At 58.0% G+C, this 18,586-nt stretch carries 12 protein-coding genes and 5 pseudogenes; 10 read left to right on the top strand and 7 right to left on the bottom strand.

Annotated features, from left to right (window positions below; genetic code table 11):
* Positions 1-60: 60 nt before the first annotated feature.
* The 5 genes from KBZ22_RS03870 to KBZ22_RS03850 form a co-directional block, all read right to left on the bottom strand.
* On the bottom strand, positions 61-771 hold the full coding sequence (locus tag KBZ22_RS03870) for an RNA methyltransferase (protein ID WP_106632526.1): 711 nt from the start codon (positions 769-771) through the stop codon (positions 61-63).
* Positions 772-773: 2 nt separating this feature from the next.
* Positions 774-1,919, bottom strand: coding sequence for a DNA polymerase III subunit beta (gene dnaN / locus KBZ22_RS03865; RefSeq protein WP_106632527.1), 1,146 nt, complete (start codon positions 1,917-1,919; stop codon positions 774-776).
* Between the two features lie 425 nt (positions 1,920-2,344).
* A complete protein-coding gene (thrC, locus tag KBZ22_RS03860; protein WP_106632543.1) occupies positions 2,345-3,403 on the bottom strand; it encodes a threonine synthase in 1,059 nt (352 codons plus the stop codon).
* 85 nt (positions 3,404-3,488) lie between these two features.
* Complete coding sequence (locus KBZ22_RS03855; RefSeq protein WP_106632529.1) at positions 3,489-4,094, bottom strand: alpha/beta hydrolase; 606 nt, start codon at positions 4,092-4,094, stop codon at positions 3,489-3,491.
* 31 nt (positions 4,095-4,125) lie between these two features.
* Positions 4,126-6,000 carry an AarF/ABC1/UbiB kinase family protein gene (locus tag KBZ22_RS03850; protein WP_106632530.1) on the bottom strand — a complete coding sequence of 625 codons (1,875 nt, stop codon included), beginning with the start codon at positions 5,998-6,000 and terminating at the stop codon, positions 4,126-4,128.
* 108 nt (positions 6,001-6,108) lie between these two features.
* On the opposite strand from KBZ22_RS03850, the gene recN reads away from it, so the two are divergent.
* The 4 genes and pseudogenes from recN to KBZ22_RS03830 all read left to right on the top strand — a co-directional run.
* Positions 6,109-7,797 (top strand): DNA repair protein RecN, encoded by a 1,689-nt coding sequence (gene recN / locus KBZ22_RS03845; protein WP_106632531.1) that lies wholly within the window; start codon positions 6,109-6,111, stop codon positions 7,795-7,797.
* A gap of 74 nt (positions 7,798-7,871) precedes the next feature.
* The gene (gene uvrA, locus KBZ22_RS03840; protein WP_241518292.1) at positions 7,872-10,898 is read left to right on the top strand and encodes an excinuclease ABC subunit UvrA; all 3,027 of its coding nucleotides are present in this window, start codon (positions 7,872-7,874) and stop codon (positions 10,896-10,898) included.
* Between the two features lie 112 nt (positions 10,899-11,010).
* The gene (locus KBZ22_RS03835; protein WP_255021096.1) at positions 11,011-12,909 is read left to right on the top strand and encodes a tetratricopeptide repeat protein; all 1,899 of its coding nucleotides are present in this window, start codon (positions 11,011-11,013) and stop codon (positions 12,907-12,909) included.
* Between the two features lie 2 nt (positions 12,910-12,911).
* Positions 12,912-13,292: pseudogene (locus tag KBZ22_RS03830) on the top strand (DUF6165 family protein); the annotation flags it as partial.
* Positions 13,293-13,294: 2 nt separating this feature from the next.
* Here the strand turns inward: KBZ22_RS03830 and KBZ22_RS03825 are convergent.
* Positions 13,295-13,877 (bottom strand): annotated as a pseudogene (locus KBZ22_RS03825) (IS1595 family transposase); the annotation flags it as partial.
* A gap of 57 nt (positions 13,878-13,934) precedes the next feature.
* Here KBZ22_RS03825 and KBZ22_RS03820 point away from each other — a divergent pair.
* The 6 genes and pseudogenes from KBZ22_RS03820 to KBZ22_RS14385 form a co-directional block, all read left to right on the top strand.
* Positions 13,935-14,033: pseudogene (locus KBZ22_RS03820) on the top strand (transposase); the annotation flags it as partial.
* Between the two features lie 123 nt (positions 14,034-14,156).
* Positions 14,157-14,402 (top strand): annotated as a pseudogene (locus KBZ22_RS03815) (hypothetical protein); the annotation flags it as partial.
* Positions 14,403-14,523: 121 nt separating this feature from the next.
* Positions 14,524-15,009, top strand: coding sequence for a hypothetical protein (locus KBZ22_RS03810; protein WP_255021094.1), 486 nt, complete (start codon positions 14,524-14,526; stop codon positions 15,007-15,009).
* A gap of 70 nt (positions 15,010-15,079) precedes the next feature.
* Positions 15,080-15,204: pseudogene (locus KBZ22_RS14390) on the top strand (DNA helicase UvrA); the annotation flags it as partial.
* An 849-nt stretch (positions 15,205-16,053) separates the two neighbouring features.
* Positions 16,054-17,091: a transposase gene (locus KBZ22_RS03805; protein WP_255021183.1), complete on the top strand. Its 1,038-nt coding sequence runs from the start codon at positions 16,054-16,056 to the stop codon at positions 17,089-17,091.
* Positions 17,016-17,456 carry a transposase gene (locus KBZ22_RS14385; protein ID WP_161956130.1) on the top strand — a complete coding sequence of 147 codons (441 nt, stop codon included), beginning with the start codon at positions 17,016-17,018 and terminating at the stop codon, positions 17,454-17,456. Before KBZ22_RS03805 ends, KBZ22_RS14385 begins: the two co-directional genes overlap by 76 nt.
* A gap of 78 nt (positions 17,457-17,534) precedes the next feature.
* Here the strand turns inward: KBZ22_RS14385 and KBZ22_RS03800 are convergent, their stop codons facing one another.
* Positions 17,535-18,542, bottom strand: coding sequence for an LCP family protein (locus KBZ22_RS03800; protein WP_106502583.1), 1,008 nt, complete (start codon positions 18,540-18,542; stop codon positions 17,535-17,537).
* Between the last annotated feature and the right edge of the window lie 44 nt (positions 18,543-18,586).

Here is an 18,586-nt window from a genome sequence, read left to right as displayed (position 1 = left end):
AAGATCACTGCAGTCTCGCCGAGCGGGCCTCACAGCAACTGGAACTGGTCTACGCGAGGTTCAAATCCAGGGATCTTCATCATCAGCAGGCGGTCCAGAACGGCGGCGGCGAGGGGGTGCATCGGTTTCGTAGGGCTGATCTAACCCCTCCGGCTCCTGCCAGGGCGGCTCCTCAAGCCAGCCCTCCAGCCTCTCCTCAAATCGGTTGCCCGCCTCCTGCACCTGATCGCGCCACCGCCTTGAACGACGCAAAAACTCTTGCCGCACACTTGCCCGGGCTAGGGGCAGGTCGTCGATGCTCTCCAGCGCGGTGAGCACCTGGCCGGGCTGTTGATCCAGCAGGCGATCCAAGCTCAATCGCCAACGGCTACTGCCCGGCAGGCGTGGATCACTGCGACTCACCAAATAGTGGCGAATACGGCCACTACGCAACTCGATGGCGGCATCAGCCAAGGTGCCGATCGGTTGCTGGCGGCGATCCAGCACAGCCGCATCGATCAAGGTCGGCAGCTTCTCCAACACACCAAGGTCGGTTTCAGCTGGTTCACCTTGCACAAGTGCTTCCAGCTCAGAAATGCCTCGCAACTGGTTGAGACGCCACACCTGGCGGCGATTGCCAAAAGCCGACGGTTTTGAAACCCAACCCAACACCCGATGCACAGGGGGATGCATCCACACCTGCACGCCCGCACCGTGATCGAGCCCCTGATCGCAGCGGACATGCCGGCGCAGCAAATCACTCAGCAGCACCTGCTCCGGAAGGGGAGCCACCGTCAGCTGCGGATCTGAACGGGCATCACCAAGTAGGTGAATTGATCCCCTTCCGCAGGAGTCAAAATCGCCGGCGTGGTGGGGGCGTTGCACTGCAACAGCACCCGATCACAGGCCATGGCCTTGAGACCATCGAGCAAGTAGCGCACGTTGAAGGCAATCTGAATCGCTTCACCCTCAATGGTGGCAGCGAGTCCTTCAGAACCACTGCCCACGTCCTGGGCATCAGCCTGAATCAATATTTGACCGGTGGCGGGCTCGGCACTGAGCTTGACGACATTGTTGTGCTGGTCAGCAAGCACAGCCACTCGCTCAAGGGCCGAAACCAGAGCGCGGCGCTCGAGGTTGATCGTGCGCGTGAAGCTCTCTGGAATCAGCTGGCGGTAGTTGGGGTAGGTGCCATCAAGGCTGCGGCTGGTGAGCACCTGGTCAGACCAAAGGAACACCACCTGGCCGCGATCACAAAACAGGCTCAAGGGCTCTTCAGATTGACGTCCTGAGAGCAGACGCTCCAACTCCCGCAACGAGCGAGCTGGCACGGTGACGGCAAAAGGCTCCTCGGCTTCGTTTTGCCCAGAGGCGGTCGCATGGGCAAGCCGGAGCACGGCCAGGCGATGGCCATCGGTTGCCGCACATTCCAGCCCGGCCGGATCAAGGCCCAGGTGCACGCCAGTGAGCAGTTGCTTGGCTTCATCGCCACTGCTGGCAAAAAGGGTGGCGCGCAGACCCTTAACCAGGGCTTCCGCTTCCAGGCGAATCGGTGTACCGCTCTGCACTAGGGGCAGGTCAGGAAAATCATCTGCAGGCATGCCCCGCATCTGGTAGCTGCCCGAAAGGCTGGTGAGCTCCACCTGCTCGGAACCCTCAGCGCAATTCAGCGTGATCGGGCTATCACTCGAGAGGCGCGAAACAATTTCGCCAAACAACCGGGCGGGCAGGGTGATGGCGCCGCTGGTTTCAACGCTGGCGCTGATGCTCGTCTGGATACCCAGGCTGAGGTCAAAACCGGTGAGGCTGAGTCGACCCGTGCCCGCATCAGCGGTGAGCAGCACGTTTGCTAGCACCGGATGGGTGGGGCGACTGGCCACGGCCCGGCTGACCAGCTGCAGGCTGGAGCTGAGTTCAGACTGGGAGCAGACCAGCTTCATGGCGTTTGTGCTGGGAAGCCTGACGGCTTGATCAAGGGTGACACCACGCTTCCACAGGGCGGCTGATTGCGCAACGCCGGTGATCCGTCTTGCTCCGCTCTTCTAAGGGTTTGATTGATCAAGCTCAAGAAAGAAATTAAAACCGTTTTAGTAGGGGTTGAGGAAACCGGGGAAAACCGAAAAACTCTCCGCTGCAGCTGGGTTTGATCTGGATCAGCCCTGGGGTTTGGCCTGGGCCAGCTGGGGTAAAAATCAGCTTTTCCGCCGTTTCCAGCAGGTGTGGAAAACATTGGTATTGGGGAGCTTGGCCAAGCCGAGAGCTTCTCCGCGGTTTCTAGTGCCTTTTCCCCAGCTGTTCAGCAGACGCTTTGCTGATTGGTTGAAGGTTTTGGCTAGGCCCGGGCTTGGGTGAGGTCTGGGCTTGCTTAAAAACCCATCACTTCGGCCACCTTGGCGGTGTCCGCCTCCAGACCGGTATGGAAACGGGCGTCATTGTTTTCGATGGCGGTAGTTGGATCCTTGAGGCCGTTGCCGGTGAGCACACAAACCACCGTGGCTCCCTGGGGCACCTCCTGGTGGTGCTTGAGCAGGCCTGCGACCGAGGCGGCACTAGCTGGCTCGCAGAACACGCCCTCGCCGCTTCCCAGCAGCTTGTAGGCATCGATGATTTCAGCGTCGGTGACGGCCATGAAGTTGCCACCGCTTTCGCTGCGCACGTTTAGGGCTTTTTCGCGATTCACCGGGTTGCCGATGCGGATCGCCGTGGCGATGGTGTCTGGCTGCTCAACCGTGTGGCCCAGCACCAAAGGAGCAGAACCCGCCGCTTGAAAGCCCATCATTCGGGGCAGCTTGCGGCAATGGCCCTCTTTTAGGTACTCGTTGAATCCCATCCAGTAGGCGCTGATGTTGCCGGCGTTGCCAACCGGGATGCATAGCCAGTCCGGCGCTTCACCAAGGGCATCAACCACCTCGAAGGCGGCGGTTTTTTGCCCCTGCAATCGGTAGGGGTTCACCGAATTAACCAGGGTGACCGGGTATTTGTTGGCAACTTCCTGCACGATCGCCAGGGCTTTGTCGAAGTTGCCCTGGATGGCGATCACCTCGGCGCCGTAGAGGAGGGCTTGGGCCAGTTTTCCCTGGGCCACATAGCCATCTGGGATCAGCACGAAGGCCCGCATACCGCCGCGGCGGGCGTAGGCGGCCGCGGCGGCCGAGGTGTTGCCCGTGCTGGCGCAAATCACTGCTTCAGAACCGGCCTCCTTGGCTTTGGAAATCGCCATGGTCATGCCCCGGTCTTTAAAAGAGCCGGTGGGGTTGAGGCCGTCGTATTTCAGATAGACCTTGACGCCGCGGCCGATTCGTTCGGCGATCACCGGGGCTGGGATTAGGGGTGTGGAGCCCTCCCGCAGGGTGATTACGGGTGTGCGCTCTGAAACTGGCAGCCAGCGCCGATAGGCCTCGATCAGTCCAGGCCAGTCCTGCATGGTGGGACGGGCAGCAAAGGGGCCCTTGCTCAAACGCTGCAGAGAACGGAGCAAGGACACGATTTGGACAGTGACTTCAGTGAATCTACGGCGCAGCAGCTGGCGCGTCGCCCCGCAACCCATCCAGGGGTGATTCGGAGAAGAAGCGCACCAGCTCGGTGATCGAGCTGGTTTTGCTGATCAGGTTCATCAAGGCGGGGATGCTCACTTCCATCTGCTGGGCGGGATAAGCGCGCAAGAAAGAAATTGCGGATATCGAACCGTTGCCTTCAACGACCCCCAGCACCATGGCCGAGCGCATGGCTGGAATCCCGGCCTGGGATGCCTTGAGCGGAAACACGATTACAGACAGGCGCTGCAGGATTGCCTCGCCGATTCGGGTGTTGAGCAGCCTGCTCACCAGGCTTACCGGCAGGCTCACCGACTGATTCAGCAGCTTGGCGATTTCCTGGGGATTTTGGCGGCTGAAGCTCAAAACATCTGCTAGCAGGCCTCGGGCTTGGCCGGTCTTAGCCAGATGCTCCAGGTCTGCAACGGCGATGGAGCGGCGAAAGGCACCGCTCACAAACACCAGGTTTTCAGCAGCACTAGCTGGCGGCAGGCTGACCGCAGGCCAGGGAACGACCAGGCTCAGGCCCAGGGCGATGGCAACAAGGGCCTGACGTTTACGGCCTAACGACGCTATTTGCATGGCGATAAGCCTACGGCGATTGCTTTCAAATTCAGGCGGCGACGAGCACATCTCGCACTAGGCGAACCATGCTGCGCTCGGCCAGACCCTTGGCTAGTTGAACTCCCATCTGGCGTAGTTCCGGTTCTCCCACAAGGCGTGGCAGGCGGCGCAGCAGCATCTGGGGTTCGAAGCCAGGCAGGGCTTTGAGTATGCCCATTAACTGGCGCACCGGCTCGAGGTCGAGCAGCGGTTCAGCCGCCTCGCTTAGCCGGTGACGGCGCAAACCTGGAGGTTGGAACCGTTCTGGCAGGCGCTTGCCGATGCGCAGGGTGGTTTGCCAGGCCATGGCGTCCATGCGGCCCACCATGGCGTCTACCAGCTGTTGGCGTAGCAGCCCGCCGTTGGCTGAGAAAAGAAAGCTCAGCACCTGATCGAGCAGCCCCTCGAGATCGAGCTGGGCTCCTTGGGAGGCGCTAGCGATCAGGTTGTCGAGCCGTTGCCAGCGGAAGATTTCGCCGTCGAAGAGCATCTCCTTGAGGCTCTGGCGCAGGGTGGGATCGGGGTCTTCCATCAGCCGCCGGGCGAAGTAGGGGTAGGCGGCGCCAAGGATCTTGAACTCGGGATCAACGCTGAGGGCGATTCCCTCCAGGGTCACCAGCGAGCGGATGATTAGGGCGTAGTAGGGCGGTACCTGGAAGGGGAAGCGATACATCACGCCGGAAAGGTCATCCGTGACCGCCTTGAAATCCATGCGGCTTACTCCCTGCTCGATCGCTTGACCGAACACCTTTTCAAAAGCCGGCACTATCGGCTCGAGATTTACGTCTTCGGCCAGGAAGCCCAGGCTGACGAAATCCTTACTCAGCTTGCCGAAACTGCGATTTACCAGGTGCACAACCGCCTGAATCAGGCCGGTGCGCGATTCGCGGCTCACCTCGCTCATCATGCCGAAGTCGAGGTAGGCGAGCCGGCCATCCGCCATCGCCAACAGGTTGCCGGGGTGGGGGTCGGCGTGGAAAAAGCCGTGCTCCAGTAATTGCTGCAGGCTGCAGTTAACACCGACGTTCACCATGTCGTCGGGGTCTACGCCGATGCCGCGCACCGCTTCGAGATTGGTGAGCTTCACCCCCTCCATCCATTCCATCGTGAGCACCCGGCGGCTAGTGGCCTGGTGGTAGATGCGGGGAACGGTGATACGGGGATTGTGGGCGTGTAATTCGGCGAAGCGCTCGGCGTTGGCGGCTTCGTTGAAGTAGTCCATCTCCTCAAACACCCGCTTGCCCAGTTCATCGATCAGGGCCACCAGGTCGGAGCGGATCAGGCCGACGTTTTGGTTAAGCCAGGAAGCGATGTTGCGCACGATGTAGAGGTCGAGCGTGATTTGCTCCCGCAGGCCCGGGCGCTGCACCTTTACGGCCACCGCCTGACCCCCCTTGAGCACGCCCTTATGCACCTGGCCCAGCGAAGCGGCCGAGATCGGCTCGGCGTCAAGTTGCTCGTAGATGTCGAGTACTGCAGCGCCCAGGTCCTCTTCGATGCAGGCCATCGCCAGGGCGGAGTCGAAGCCCGGCAGCTGGTCTTGCAGCTGGGCAAGTTCCTCCAGCAGCAGCGGTGGCACGATGTCGGGCCGGGTGGAGAGGGCCTGGCCGGCTTTGATGAAAGCGGGGCCTAGCGAAGCCACTAGATCCGCTGCCTCCTTGGCGCGGGACCTGGCTACCTCCGTCGCCTTGAGCCGCCCGGTGAGCCAGTCAAAGCCCACCCCAAGTAGATAGAGCCCGATTGGCACCAGGGTTTGCCACAGGCGCCGGAATAGCCGTTGCGGGTGGCCGGTGTAAATCCGGGTGATGGCGGCCGGGTCGTAGCTCAGCAGGCCAGCGGCCTCCAGAAAATCACCCAACTCGGCTTGGTTGTTGTCGGGATCCATGGGAGTTGGGCGGGCAAAGCACCGCTAAGGCGCACCAAACCCCTTCTAAACGAATCCCACTGCCGCTACGGTCTGGCCGGTACACCAGTCCGGTTAGCGGAGGCCGACGTGCTCACGGGACTGCGCCTCAGCAATATCGCCCTGATCGAGCGGCTGGAGCTCAGCTTCAGCGAGGGCTTCACGGTGCTGACCGGTGAGACGGGAGCAGGTAAATCGATCCTGCTTGATGCCCTCGATGCCCTTTTGGGTGGGGCCCAGGGCAGCGCCGGCGCCCGGCTGCTGCGCCGCGGCGCTGAGCGCGGCACGATCGAGGCCAGCTTCAGCCTTTCGCCCCCTTTGCAGGCCTGGTTGCAGCAGCAGGAGCTGGAGGTTGAGGAGGGCGAACTGCTGCTATCGCGCGAGTGGCGCCTCACAGAAGAGCGCCTCAGCAGCCGCAATCGGCTTAATGGCGTGGTGGTGAGCCGGGCCCAGATCCAGGAGTTGCGGCCCTTGCTGCTCGATCTCACCGTTCAGGGCCAAACCCAGCAGCTGGCGCGGCCCGGTCAGCAGCGCCGCTGGCTGGATCGCTTTGGTGGTGAAGGCCTTTCGCTTTTGCTGACGCCGGTGGCGGCGGCCTGGCGCCAGTGGAAACAGGCGGCGGCGGCGTTGGAGCAGGCCCGCAGCGACTGGGACCAGCTACAGCAGCAGCGTGCGGCCCAGGAGCAACTGCTGGCCGACCTGGAGGCGGCCCAGCTGCAAGATCCCCAGGAGCGTCAGCAGCTCCAAAACGAGGAAAACCGCCTCGCCCATGGGGTGCGGCTGCAGGAGGGGGTGATGGTTTTGCTGGGCCGCTTGCAGGAGGGGGCAGAGCAGGCGCCATCGGTGCTGGATCACCTGGCCGCCTGCGAACAGGAGCTGCTGCAGATGGAGGCCTTAGATGGCGGCGTCAGTGAGCTGCGCAGTTGCTGTAGCGATGGTTTGGCGGCTTTGCAGGATCTGGCCCGCGAACTGGATCGCTACGGATCTGGTCTTGATAGTGACCCAGAAAGCTTGGCGGAGCTGCAGGAGCGCATGGCCCAGCTCAAGGCCCTGGAGCGGCGCCATGGTCAGGAGTTGGCTGGCTTGATCGCCCTGCGCGATCGCCTGCGCCAGCAACTGGCCCCCGGCGGTGGTGAAGCTTCCCTGGAGGCCCTGGAGCTGGCGGAGCAGCGAGCCCGCCAGCTTCGCGATCAGGCCAATGCCTCGCTCAGCGCTGCCCGCCGCCAGGCCGCCGCTGCCCTGGAGCAGCAACTGATGCAGGCGCTGCGGCCGATGGGATTGGCCAATGTGCGCTTCGCGGTGGCGATTGCACCAGCGCCAGCCGGGGAGGAGGGAGCCGATGCGGTGCAGTTTCAGTTTTCCGCCAACCCGGGTGTGCCCCTGGCGCCCCTGGCTGAGGTGGCTTCAGGCGGTGAGATGTCGCGCTTTCTGCTGGCTCTGAAAACCTGTCTGGCTGCGACAGACCAGCACGTCACCCTGCTTTTCGATGAGATCGATACGGGCGTGAGTGGCCGGGTGAGCGGAGCCATGGCCGAGCTGCTGGCCCGCCTGGCTAAGCAGCGCCAGGTGTTTTGCGTCACCCACCAACCCCTGGTGGCCGCGGCGGCAGACCACCACTTCCGCGTCTCCAAGCAGGTGTTGGAGGGTGTCACCCATACGCGGGTGTCCCAGCTGCGGGACACCCAGGACCGTCAGGCGGAGCTGGCCGAACTGGCGGGTGGCGATTCGGGTGAGGCCAGCAGCTATGCGGCCAGCCTGCTGGATCAATACGGTCGCTAGAACCCCTCCAGCACTGGTCTGTGCCCAGGGCAAGGGGGAGCATCCGTAGACTTGCTAGTCCATGAGCCGTCTGGATGCCCCGCGCCAAGAGCTCTGCTGTCCCTAGCTCTGCCACCAACGGTGCAGCCGCTAGCAGAACCCTCGCCCAGACCGTTCACGAAAAGGCCCTTGACCCGAGCCGTGTGCTCAGCGGCGGCTCCTTTGAGGATGTGATCCGGGTGCGGGGCGCCCGTCAGCACAATCTCAAAAACGTAGACCTCACCATCCCGCGCAATCGCCTGGTGGTGTTCACCGGTGTGAGCGGCAGCGGTAAGAGCTCGCTGGCTTTTGACACGATCTTTGCCGAGGGCCAGCGCCGCTACGTCGAGAGCCTGTCGGCCTATGCGCGCCAGTTTCTGGGCCAGGTGGATAAGCCCGATGTGGATGCGATCGAGGGGCTCTCACCGGCCATTTCGATCGATCAGAAATCCACCAGCCACAATCCCCGCTCCACCGTTGGCACGGTGACGGAGATCCAGGACTACCTGCGCCTGCTATTCGGCCGGGCTGGAGAACCCCATTGTCCTCAGTGCGATCGCTCGATTCGGCCCCAGACCATCGACGAGATGGTGGATCAGATCCTGGCCTTGCCCGAGGGCACCCGCTACCAGTTGCTGGCGCCGGTGGTGCGCGGCAAGAAAGGTAGCCACGTCAAGCTGCTGGGCGGTCTGGTGGCCGAGGGCTTTGCGCGGGTGCGCATCAATGGCGAAGTGCGCGAGCTCGCCGACAACATCGAGCTAGATAAAAACCACGCCCACAACATTGAGGTGGTGGTGGACCGGCTTGTGGCCCGCGAGGGGGTGCAGGAGCGACTCACCGATTCGCTGCGCACAGCCCTTAAAAGGGGCGATGGTCTGGCGCTGGTGGAGGTGGTGCCCAAGGCCGATGAGGAGCTGCCCGATGGGGTTGAGCGGGAGCGGCTCTATTCGGAAAATTTCGCCTGCCCGGTGCACGGCGCTGTGATGGAAGAGCTGTCGCCTCGGCTGTTCTCTTTCAACAGCCCCTACGGCGCCTGCCCCGACTGCCACGGCATCGGCCACCTGCGCAAGTTCACCGCCGAGCGGGTGTTGCCCGATCCCTCCCTGCCCGTTTATGCGGCGATTGCGCCTTGGGCGGATAAGGACAATTCCTATTACTTCTCCCTGCTTTATTCGGTTGGGGAGGCCTACAAGTTTGAGATCAAGACGCCTTGGAATCAGCTCAGCGCTGAGCAGCAGGAGGTGCTGCTGCATGGCAGCCAGGAGCCGATCAGCATTCAGGCCGACAGCCGCTATCGCAAGAGCGCCGGCTACGAGCGTCCGTTTGAGGGCATCTTGCCGATCCTGGAGCGTCAATTGCGCGACGCCAGCGGCGAATCTGTGCGCCAAAAGCTGGAGAAGTTTCTCGAGCTGGTGCCCTGCGCCACCTGCCACGGCCTGCGATTACGGCCGGAAGCGCTGGCGGTGCGGGTGGGCCCCTATGCCATCCACGAACTCACGGCGGTGAGCGTGGGCGAAACCCTGCGCCGGATCGAGTCGCTGATGGGGGTGGGTGACAGCGAGGGTGCTGATCCTTTGCTCAGTCCACGCCAGATCCAGATCGGTGATCTGGTGTTGCGGGAGATCAGGCTGCGCCTGAAGTTTCTTCTGGATGTGGGGCTCGATTATCTGAGCCTGGATCGGCCCGCCATGACCCTCAGCGGTGGCGAAGCCCAGCGGATTCGGTTGGCGACCCAGATCGGCGCGGGCCTCACCGGAGTGCTCTACGTGCTGGATGAGCCCAGCATTGGTTTGCACCAGCGTGATAACGACCGGCTGCTTAATACCCTGCTGAAGTTGCGGGATCTAGGCAACACCTTGATCGTGGTGGAGCACGACGAAGACACGATTCGTGCGGCCGACTACGTGGTGGATATTGGCCCGGGGGCGGGGGTGCATGGCGGCCACATTGTGGCTGAGGGCAGCTTTGAGGATCTACTTGCCGCAGAGGATTCCCTTACCGGGGCCTACCTCAGTGGCCGCCGCTCGATTCCAACTCCAGCTGAGCGGCGCAGTACCGGTAGCCGCCGGCTCACGATGGTGGACTGCGAGCGCAACAACCTGGCCGGCTTCGATGTGGAGATTCCACTGGGGCGGCTGGTGTGCGTCACCGGGGTGAGTGGCAGTGGCAAGAGCACCCTGGTGAATGAGCTGCTGCATCCGGCCCTGGAGCACCAGCTGGGCCTGAAGGTGCCATTTCCACCTGGCTTAGGTGAGCTGCGCGGTATCAAGGCGATCGACAAGGTGATCGTGATCGACCAATCACCGATTGGTCGTACGCCCCGCTCCAACCCCGCCACCTATACGGGCGCTTTTGACCCGATCCGTCAGGTGTTTGCGGCCACGGTGGAGGCCAAGGCTCGCGGCTATCAGGTGGGTCAGTTCAGTTTCAATGTGAAGGGTGGCCGCTGTGAGGCCTGCAGTGGCCAGGGCGTCAATGTGATCGAGATGAACTTCCTGCCGGATGTATATGTGCAGTGTGATGTATGTAAGGGAGCCCGCTACAACCGCGAAACGTTGCAGGTGACCTACAAGGGTCACACGATTGCTGATGTGCTGGAGATGACGGTGGAGCAGGCCGCCGATGTGTTTTCAGCTATCCCGCAGGCTGCCGATCGGTTGCGCACCTTGGTGGATGTGGGCTTGGGCTACGTGAAGCTCGGCCAGCCGGCGCCCACCCTCTCAGGCGGTGAGGCCCAGCGGGTGAAGCTGGCCACCGAGCTCTCTAAACGGGCCACCGGTAAAACCCTTTATCTGATCGACGAACCCACCACCGGACTCAGCTTCTTTGATGTGCATAAGTTGATGGATGTGATGCAACGCCTGGTGGACAAGGCCAACTCAATCCTGGTGATTGAGCACAACTTGGATGTGATCCGCTGTGCCGACTGGATCATTGATCTGGGACCCGATGGGGGAGATAAGGGTGGTGAGATTGTGGTGGTGGGAACCCCTGAAACGGTGGCAGAGCATCCCACCAGTCATACGGGCAGATACCTCAAGCAAGTGCTGGAGCAGCATCCGCCAGAGGTCTTGGCAGGTTGAGTGGTGGCTTAGTGGTGGTTTTGGAGGGTTAGTGGAAGGGCTGGGAGTGGCTTGGGTGGTGGCTTGATTCGGAAGGGAAATGCCTATAGTTGGGTAAAGAAGGTAGTGCGGTGTGGGCAAACCCAAGCGGAGTGGCAGTGGGTTCTCAGCTGCTAAGCAAACAGCAGCCCCCAAGCAGCAGGTGACCAGGAGTTCTGCTGATCACACCGCTATGGAGCAACAAGCTATTGAACTGATCAATCAAGGGAAACTTGAAGAAGCAGAGACGATTTATAGAAAACTAATTGAAGAAGGGACGAAAAATCACATTGTCTATGGAAATCTAGCGGCTATCTGCGGAACGCAGGATAGATTTGACGAACTCATAGAACTTCTCAGGAAAACGCTTCACCTCAAGCCCAACTACCCAGGCGCTCACTACAACCTTGGCAATGCTCTCAAGGCGCAGGGGGACCTAACTGCTGCCATTGGCTCTTACAACACTGCTCTGCAACTCAATCCCAACCACCAGGATGCTCACATCAACCTTGGCAATGCTCTCAAGGCGCAGGGGGACCTAACTGCTGCCATTGGCTCTTACAACACTGCTCTGCAACTCAATCCCAACCACCCCAATGTTCACAACAACCTTGGCAATGCTCTCAAGGCGCAGGGGGACCTAACTGCTGCCATTGCCTCTTACAACACTGCTCTGCAACTCAAACCAAACTACCCCGATGCTCACTACAACCTAGGCATTGCTCTCAATGAGCAGGGCGACCTAACTGCTGCCATTGTCTCCTACAACAACGCTCTGCAACTCAAACCAAACTACCCTAGTGCTCACAACAACCTGGGTAATGCTCTCAAGGAGCAGGGCGACCTAGACGCTGCTATTGCCTCCTACAACACCGCTCTGCAACTCAAACCAAACTACCCTAGTGCTCACAACAACCTGGGTAATGCTTTCAAGGAGCAGGGCGACCTAGACGCTGCTATTGCCTCCTACAACACCGCTCTGCATCTCAAACCCAACTACCCAGATGCTCACGGGAACTTGTCGCTGACAATGCTACTTGGCGGCGATTACAAGAACGGCTGGGAGAAATACGAATGGCGAACAAAGATAGAGAAAAACACCTTAAAGCCCCACGCCCTACCTAAATGCATCCGCTGGAGCGGCGAGACTGCTCTCAACCAAATAAACCATCTGCTGTTGGTTACAGAACAAGGTCTTGGCGATACGCTTCAGTTTATGCGATACGCAACTGCCCTGCGAAATCAAGGTATATCCGTTTCATTTTGTGCTCAGCCAAAGCTTCACAGACTCATCAAGATCTCGGGCATTGACCCATCACCACTCACTCCACAGGAAGCAAATGAAATTAGCGAGGGGCAGTGGATACCCCTTCTATCAGTGCCTAGACATTTAGGGGTCAGCCCAGACAATCCAGTCGTAACCGAGCCCTACATCAAGACAACTGATGAACTCAATGCAAAGTGGGCTGGGATCCTTTCAGCTGAGCAGCTCCCCATTGTCGGCATCAACTGGCAAGGCAATCCAGAAACAGAGAAAACAGGGCTTGGGGGTCGTTCATTAGCGCTAGAAACTTTTGCTCCAATCACAGGTTGTAGTCAAATATCATTTCTCTCCCTTCAAAAGGGATTTGGCAGCGAACAGGTGGAAACCTGTTCCTTCAAGGATCGGTTTATCAGCTGTCAAGATCAGGTCAATGACACCTGGGATTTCCTGGAGACCGCAGCCATCATTGCCAACTGCGATCTGGTCATCACCAGCGACACCTCTGTGGCTCACCTGGCAGGAGGAATGGGCAGGACAACTTGGCTGCTGCTCCATAAAGTTCCTGATTGGCGATGGGGGATAGAAGGAGATACCACCTTCTGGTATCCCTCTATGCGGCTGTTCCGCCAGAGAGAGCGTGGCAACTGGAATGAGGTAATGATTCGAGTTGCCTCAGAGCTTGATAAATTTTTGTCTGAAAAATATCGTTTAGTCATTCAAGATGGTTAACAATGACACTTGTTTCAATACCTGTCTCCACAGGAGAGCTTTATGACAAGATATCAATACTTGAGATCAAGAAGCAAAAACTTGAAGGGAAAAGTCTGCTCAATGTTGAAAAAGAACTTGAGCTGCTCTTTGGGATCCTTCAGAACTTAGATATCCGAATAGATAATGAACTCTTTGATCAACTGCGATTAGCCAATAGTATACTCTGGGACATTGAAGATCAGATAAGGGAGCGCGAACATAACAATGACCTTGGAGACGAATTTATAGAGTTGGCGAGATCTGTTTATAAGCAGAATGATCTCAGAGCCTCGATCAAGCGCACAATAAATCAGCTTACATCTTCAGATATAGTCGAGGAGAAAATCTATAAAACTTATCGTGATTACCCATGGGCCTCCGCAAGCCCGAGATCGCGCTCCGTGCAAGGCGTGCAGCAGCAGACTGCATTGGCGATCCGTTCCGTCATCGCAATCATTGAGAAACGCCGGTTGAAGCGGAAGCAGAAGCCGCCCAGGTAGCGCCGGGCGTATTTGTCATCGACGCAGGCCCGAGCAGCGGTAGTTGAAGGCATGAAAGGTGCCGCAGAAGCTGGACTTGAGGTTGCCCAGCAACGTGTTGATCCAGCGGAACTGCGGCAGGTCGTTGGGGTGCTTGCCACCGGTGACAACAGACTCGTGGTGGCAGTTGGCTGTCGTCACGGCTCGGAAGCAGGCCAAGCCATCGGAGAGCACCTGGCTGCCGGGCATCAGATGGCGTTTGGCCCATTCAGCGATCGCCTATGAGCAGAAGCCACTCTCGGCTGTGATCCTGGTGTGAATTGGATGGCCAGCCTCGTTCAAGGAGACGGCCGCAACGATTGGGATCTTGTTCTCTGAACCCCGAACTGGCTTGCCACCCGGGAGTTCTCCGCCGAGGTAGGAATCATCCATCTGAATCTTTCCCCGCAGCAGGTAGGCCTCCTCTCTGCACGACGACAATTAGGTAGGCGCGCCCGCCTATGTAGTTGACACCGAGCAGGCCGCATCTCCACCCGCAAAGTCGACGCCCTGGTGGAGGCGCTGGGCGGGGCCAGCGGCATTTCCAAATCGGAGGTGAGCCGCATCTGCCAAGGCCTCGATGATGCCGACTTGGGTTCGTGAGGATACAAAATTTTCAAAACCATTGAGAACTGACTTGTCCTCTGGCTTTCTGGACAAATCTGGGCATCAAACCCAGGCTGAACCTTATAATTTGAAGGGCTTTACCGACTGATGGATGTGATGCAACGCCTGGTGGACAAGGCCAACTCAATCCTGGTGATTGAGCACAACCTCGATGTGATCCGCTGTGCTGACTGGATTATTGATCTCGGACCTGATGGTGGTGATAAGGGCGGTGAGATCGTGGTGGTGTGAACCCCCGAAACGGTGGCAGAGCATTCCATCAGCCATACGGGCAGATACCTCAAGCAAGTGCTGGCGCAGCATCCGCCAGAGGCAGTGGTGGTTTGAGGGTGGTGTTGGAGGGGCAGGGAAGGACTGGGAGTGGCTTGGGTGGTGGCTTGCCTATGGGGTTCAAATGTGACATGGCTAGATTTTGTGCTAATTTATATTCACATATACGAGCAGTAAAATGAGGGTTTTGCTCCCCAAGCGCCTTGCCTCCTCGGCTTTGTTTGTTGGTATGTTGATTGAGGGTTCTCTTTTCCCCATTTCGCATGCTGGGGAGTCAACAGTAAAAGAACAGTTTTTTATCCAGGAGGCTATGCCTCTTAAAAAAGCACAAGCCTGTGAAAAGGTCACTTATGAATTTAATAACCAACAGCTTGATAGATTCACCTCTAATGGTTCTCGATTCATCGGTGTTGACCTTCATGGAAAGATCTGGGAGGTCAAGCAGAAGCGTGCCGGTATCTGTGTTATTGAAAATATTGCCAGAATTGGAATTGCTGCCCATCAAAAAAATGCAACTGGAGAAACCGAGAAAGCAGCATTTTATTATGAGCCTCCCTCCATCTGTGCATATATTCAAAGTGCTAACGATTTGCGACGTGTCAGGCGCCTGTGTTATCAGCCCATTGGGATCGTCAATAAATATGCTCCTTATAAAAGTCCTTAGGCAGCAATTATGCTTCGACAAAAATCCTTTCGATATTCTCGGATTTTTTTCACTTCTTGCTGTCAACAGTGATAATGGCGGCGAGATCGTGGTGGTGGGCACCCCCGAAACGGTGGCAGAGCATCCCACTAGCCATAAGGCAGATACCTCAAGCAGGTGCTGGAGCAGCATCCGCCAGAGGTGGTTGGGGGTTGAGGGGTACTTTTGGAGGGTTAGGGGTAGGTCTTGGAGTGGCTTTGGTGGTGGCTTGATTTGGAAGGGGTGGGGAATTGGAAGTGGTTGGAGGTCTTGCCTTCTTGAGGCAGCAGTCTGATGTGCAGATTGCGCAGCGGGTTGTCCAGATGGCCAACTACGACTGAGCAAGCCTTCGGGTTTGGGGATGTAGACGTGGGGTTAACGAATCTGGTAGGGGATCAATAACACCAAGCCAGGTCAGCGCAAGGCAGTGGATGTTTAATCAGAAAATGCATAAAGCAAGGTGACTACTCAATCAGTGTGCGCATAAGCAACCGATCCAAGTCCGAAGACCCACTCCCGGGCCGCAGGCAAGGGTTGCGATAATTTGGAAAAAATATGAAGAGATTCGGGATTATTCCTTGGTCTCTTGCCCAATCCACTGAAGGAGCAGGACCGAATGGCACCCGCTGATTCAGAAGCGATCTGCTAGTGGTCGCCTAACTGGGGTCTCCTGAAAAAGCCAGATCGACTGCAGCGCAGCTTGTTTCAGCGCACAAAACCCGATAAACTGGCTTTGATCAGGCCAATCAACGATTGCTACAACTGCCGAGCGCTGCAGCTTTACTGGAAACTCCATAACGGCCAGCTCTCAATCAAGGATTTTCATGTGCCTTTTGGCGGTACGTTGGACACAGACAAGCGCTGGGTGATTTTCTCCTCCTTGATGCCATGGGAAGAGTTGGAAGATACATATGCCCCTCATTCAATCCAACCACCGGCGCCCCAGCAAAGCCTGTAAGGCTGGTGTTTGGTGCATTGTTTATCACGCAGAGGCTTGGCTTGAGCGACGAGGAGACCGTCTAGCAGATCAGAGAAAATGCCTATATGCAGTTTTTACTTGGCTTTGATAGCTATTCCAGCAAAACCCCATTTGACCCATCAAAGATGGTTCATTTTCGCAAACGATTCTCGGAGGAGGAGCTCAATCGGATTAATGAACTCATTGCCGCACGGGGAAAAGCCATGGTGATCGAGGCTGTGGCGTCACTCCTAGATGAAGACGACTCTGGCGATCCAGATTCCGATGCTGGCAACCAGCTCGCAATAGACGACCTCGTGAAACCTGCAGATTGGCCAGAGGATAAGAACTGGGGAACGCTCAGTATCAATGCCTCTTGCACGCCAGCCGACATCACCTATCCGACTGATCTCAAGTTGCTTAATGAGGCGAGGGCCTCAACCGAGCAGATCATTGATGATCTGTACAGCCAACACTCAAAACTTCACATACACAAGCCCAGATATGATCGTGGTAGGGCACGTGCTGCTTTTCTGAATGTAGCCAAATCGAAAAAGCCACGGCGACGCAAAATAAAAGCCGCCATTCGCCGTCAGCTTGACTATCTGCAGCGGAATCTTGATGCCATCGACGCCCTGATCACATCTGGTGCAATGCTTTCGGGCTTGAAGACCCATTGGTGGTACAAGCTTCTTGTGATCAGCGAGCTGCACCGCCAGCAAAGCATCCTGTTGCACTCCAAGACGCGCAGCATGCCCGATCGCATTGTGAACTTGGTTCGGAGACACGTACGGCCCATTGTTCGAGGCAAGGCGAGAGCTGCTGTTGAGTTTGGCACCAAGATTAGTGTGTCTGTGCGAAACGGCTTTGCTTTCCTGCACAGGATTAGCTGGGATCCATACAATGAGGCTGAAGACTTAATCCCACAAGCCAAGAAATATAAGCAAGAGTATGGATGCTACCCCGAGCGAATCTGCTCAGATCGCATCTACATCAATACCAAGAGCCGAACTTCTGCACGCGGAACGATATGCGGCTATCTGGTAAGCGATTGGGGAGGCCGCCGAAGAATGCAGAGATCAGTGCTGCACAAAAGCAGCAGCTAAGCGCAGACCAGCGAAGGCGAAACGAAGTGGAAGGATGCTTTGGATCAGGAATGAGAAAGTATTCACTAGATTTGATTATGGCTCGGCTGAGCAAAGGTGCAGAAAACTCGATTTCCATGGCCTTTGTGGTGATGTGCGCAGAGAAGATCCGGAGGCTCCTCCGCCTCTTTTTATCACTATTTTTGCCTGGTTATGCAACTGGAAATGGCCAGGTTGTCTCTGGATGGGACTCAGGAACATTTGGCAGTTTGAAACACACAAATCACTGGCCACTGGATAACCGTGAGTTTGGGCTGCCTACACCCTGCTATTTGGCTGCAATCGAATCCAGCGTGCGGTTCGCCTTTTCAGGAGTCCCCAATTAGCAGGAGCCCAGTACCGACGCAAAGCAAGCGATTTAGCGTGATTGCGATGGCCATGCCCAGACCAGGTCCAACACCAACCTATGGGCTGATTTGGTCGCTGCCAACCCCGGCGTAGTGGCTATTGCCGTTGGGCATCCAGTAACTGAGGTCGTTGTGCCAGAACAGGCGGCCAGGAAGCTGCTGGGTGCTCAGTTTGGTGCTGGCCATCGCAGAGATCAGCTGGCCCATCTCCACTGGCGAAAGATCGGTTTTGATGTCTTCGCCGGCGACTTTCAGCAGTTCCGGTAGCTGGGCTAGGGTGGAGGGATGGGCTAGTTTGGAAAAAACCTTTGCCAGCACTAGTTTCTGGCGCTCCATCCGGCCTAGATCGCCCATTTCGTCATGGCGGAAGCGCAGGAAGCCCTCCAATTGCTCCCCTTTCAGCACCTGCACTCCTGGATAGAGGTCGATGTATAGGTTCTGGGCATTATCTACGTAATACATCCGCTTAGGCACATCAACTTCCACGCCGCCAATGGCATCGGCTAGGTGCTCCACAGCGCGCATATTCACCCGCACATAGCGATCCACTGGAGCATTCAGCAGGCTGGTGAGCTCCTGTTTAAGGGCACCCATGCCGCCAAATGCATAGAGGGCATTGGCTTTAATTACGCCGAACTCGGCCGATTCCACGAAGGTGTCGCGCGGCACCTGGGTGAGCTTGGTGACACCGTCTTTGAGCTGCACCGTGAACATCACATCGGTGTTTTCGCCCACCTTGTCTGTGCCAATCACAAGAACGCGCCGGTTGCTGCCCCCGAATGGGTTGATCAGGCTGCTGAGCTGGCTGGGTCCGTGCAACATGGCTGCCCAAACCCCTGAGGCCATTTGCGGCAGGGGCCCGGCAAGTCCATAGCCCAGGCCGATACCTAGTAAGAAGGCCAGAACTGGCGGTTTGCGTCGTCGAGGATTTGGAGCTGTTTGGGGTTTGATGTTGGTGGTTGGCGCTGCTTGACGCAGCTCGCGACGGTTGCGCAGGTCGGTGACCACAGCCCCGCGGCTGCTTTCGCGTCGGCTGCGACGCGGGCGGGGCTGGGCCTGGCTCATATCGGCTCCTATTCAGCGCACCTTAAGGGCCGGATCCCTGCTGC

Origin of the sequence: Cyanobium sp. L1E-Cus (assembly GCF_024345755.1) — a bacterium.
GTDB classification, from domain to species: domain Bacteria; phylum Cyanobacteriota; class Cyanobacteriia; order PCC-6307; family Cyanobiaceae; genus Cyanobium_A; species Cyanobium_A usitatum.
The sequence above is the reverse complement of the archived record's forward strand: the minus strand, read 5'-3'. Positions and strand labels throughout refer to the sequence as shown.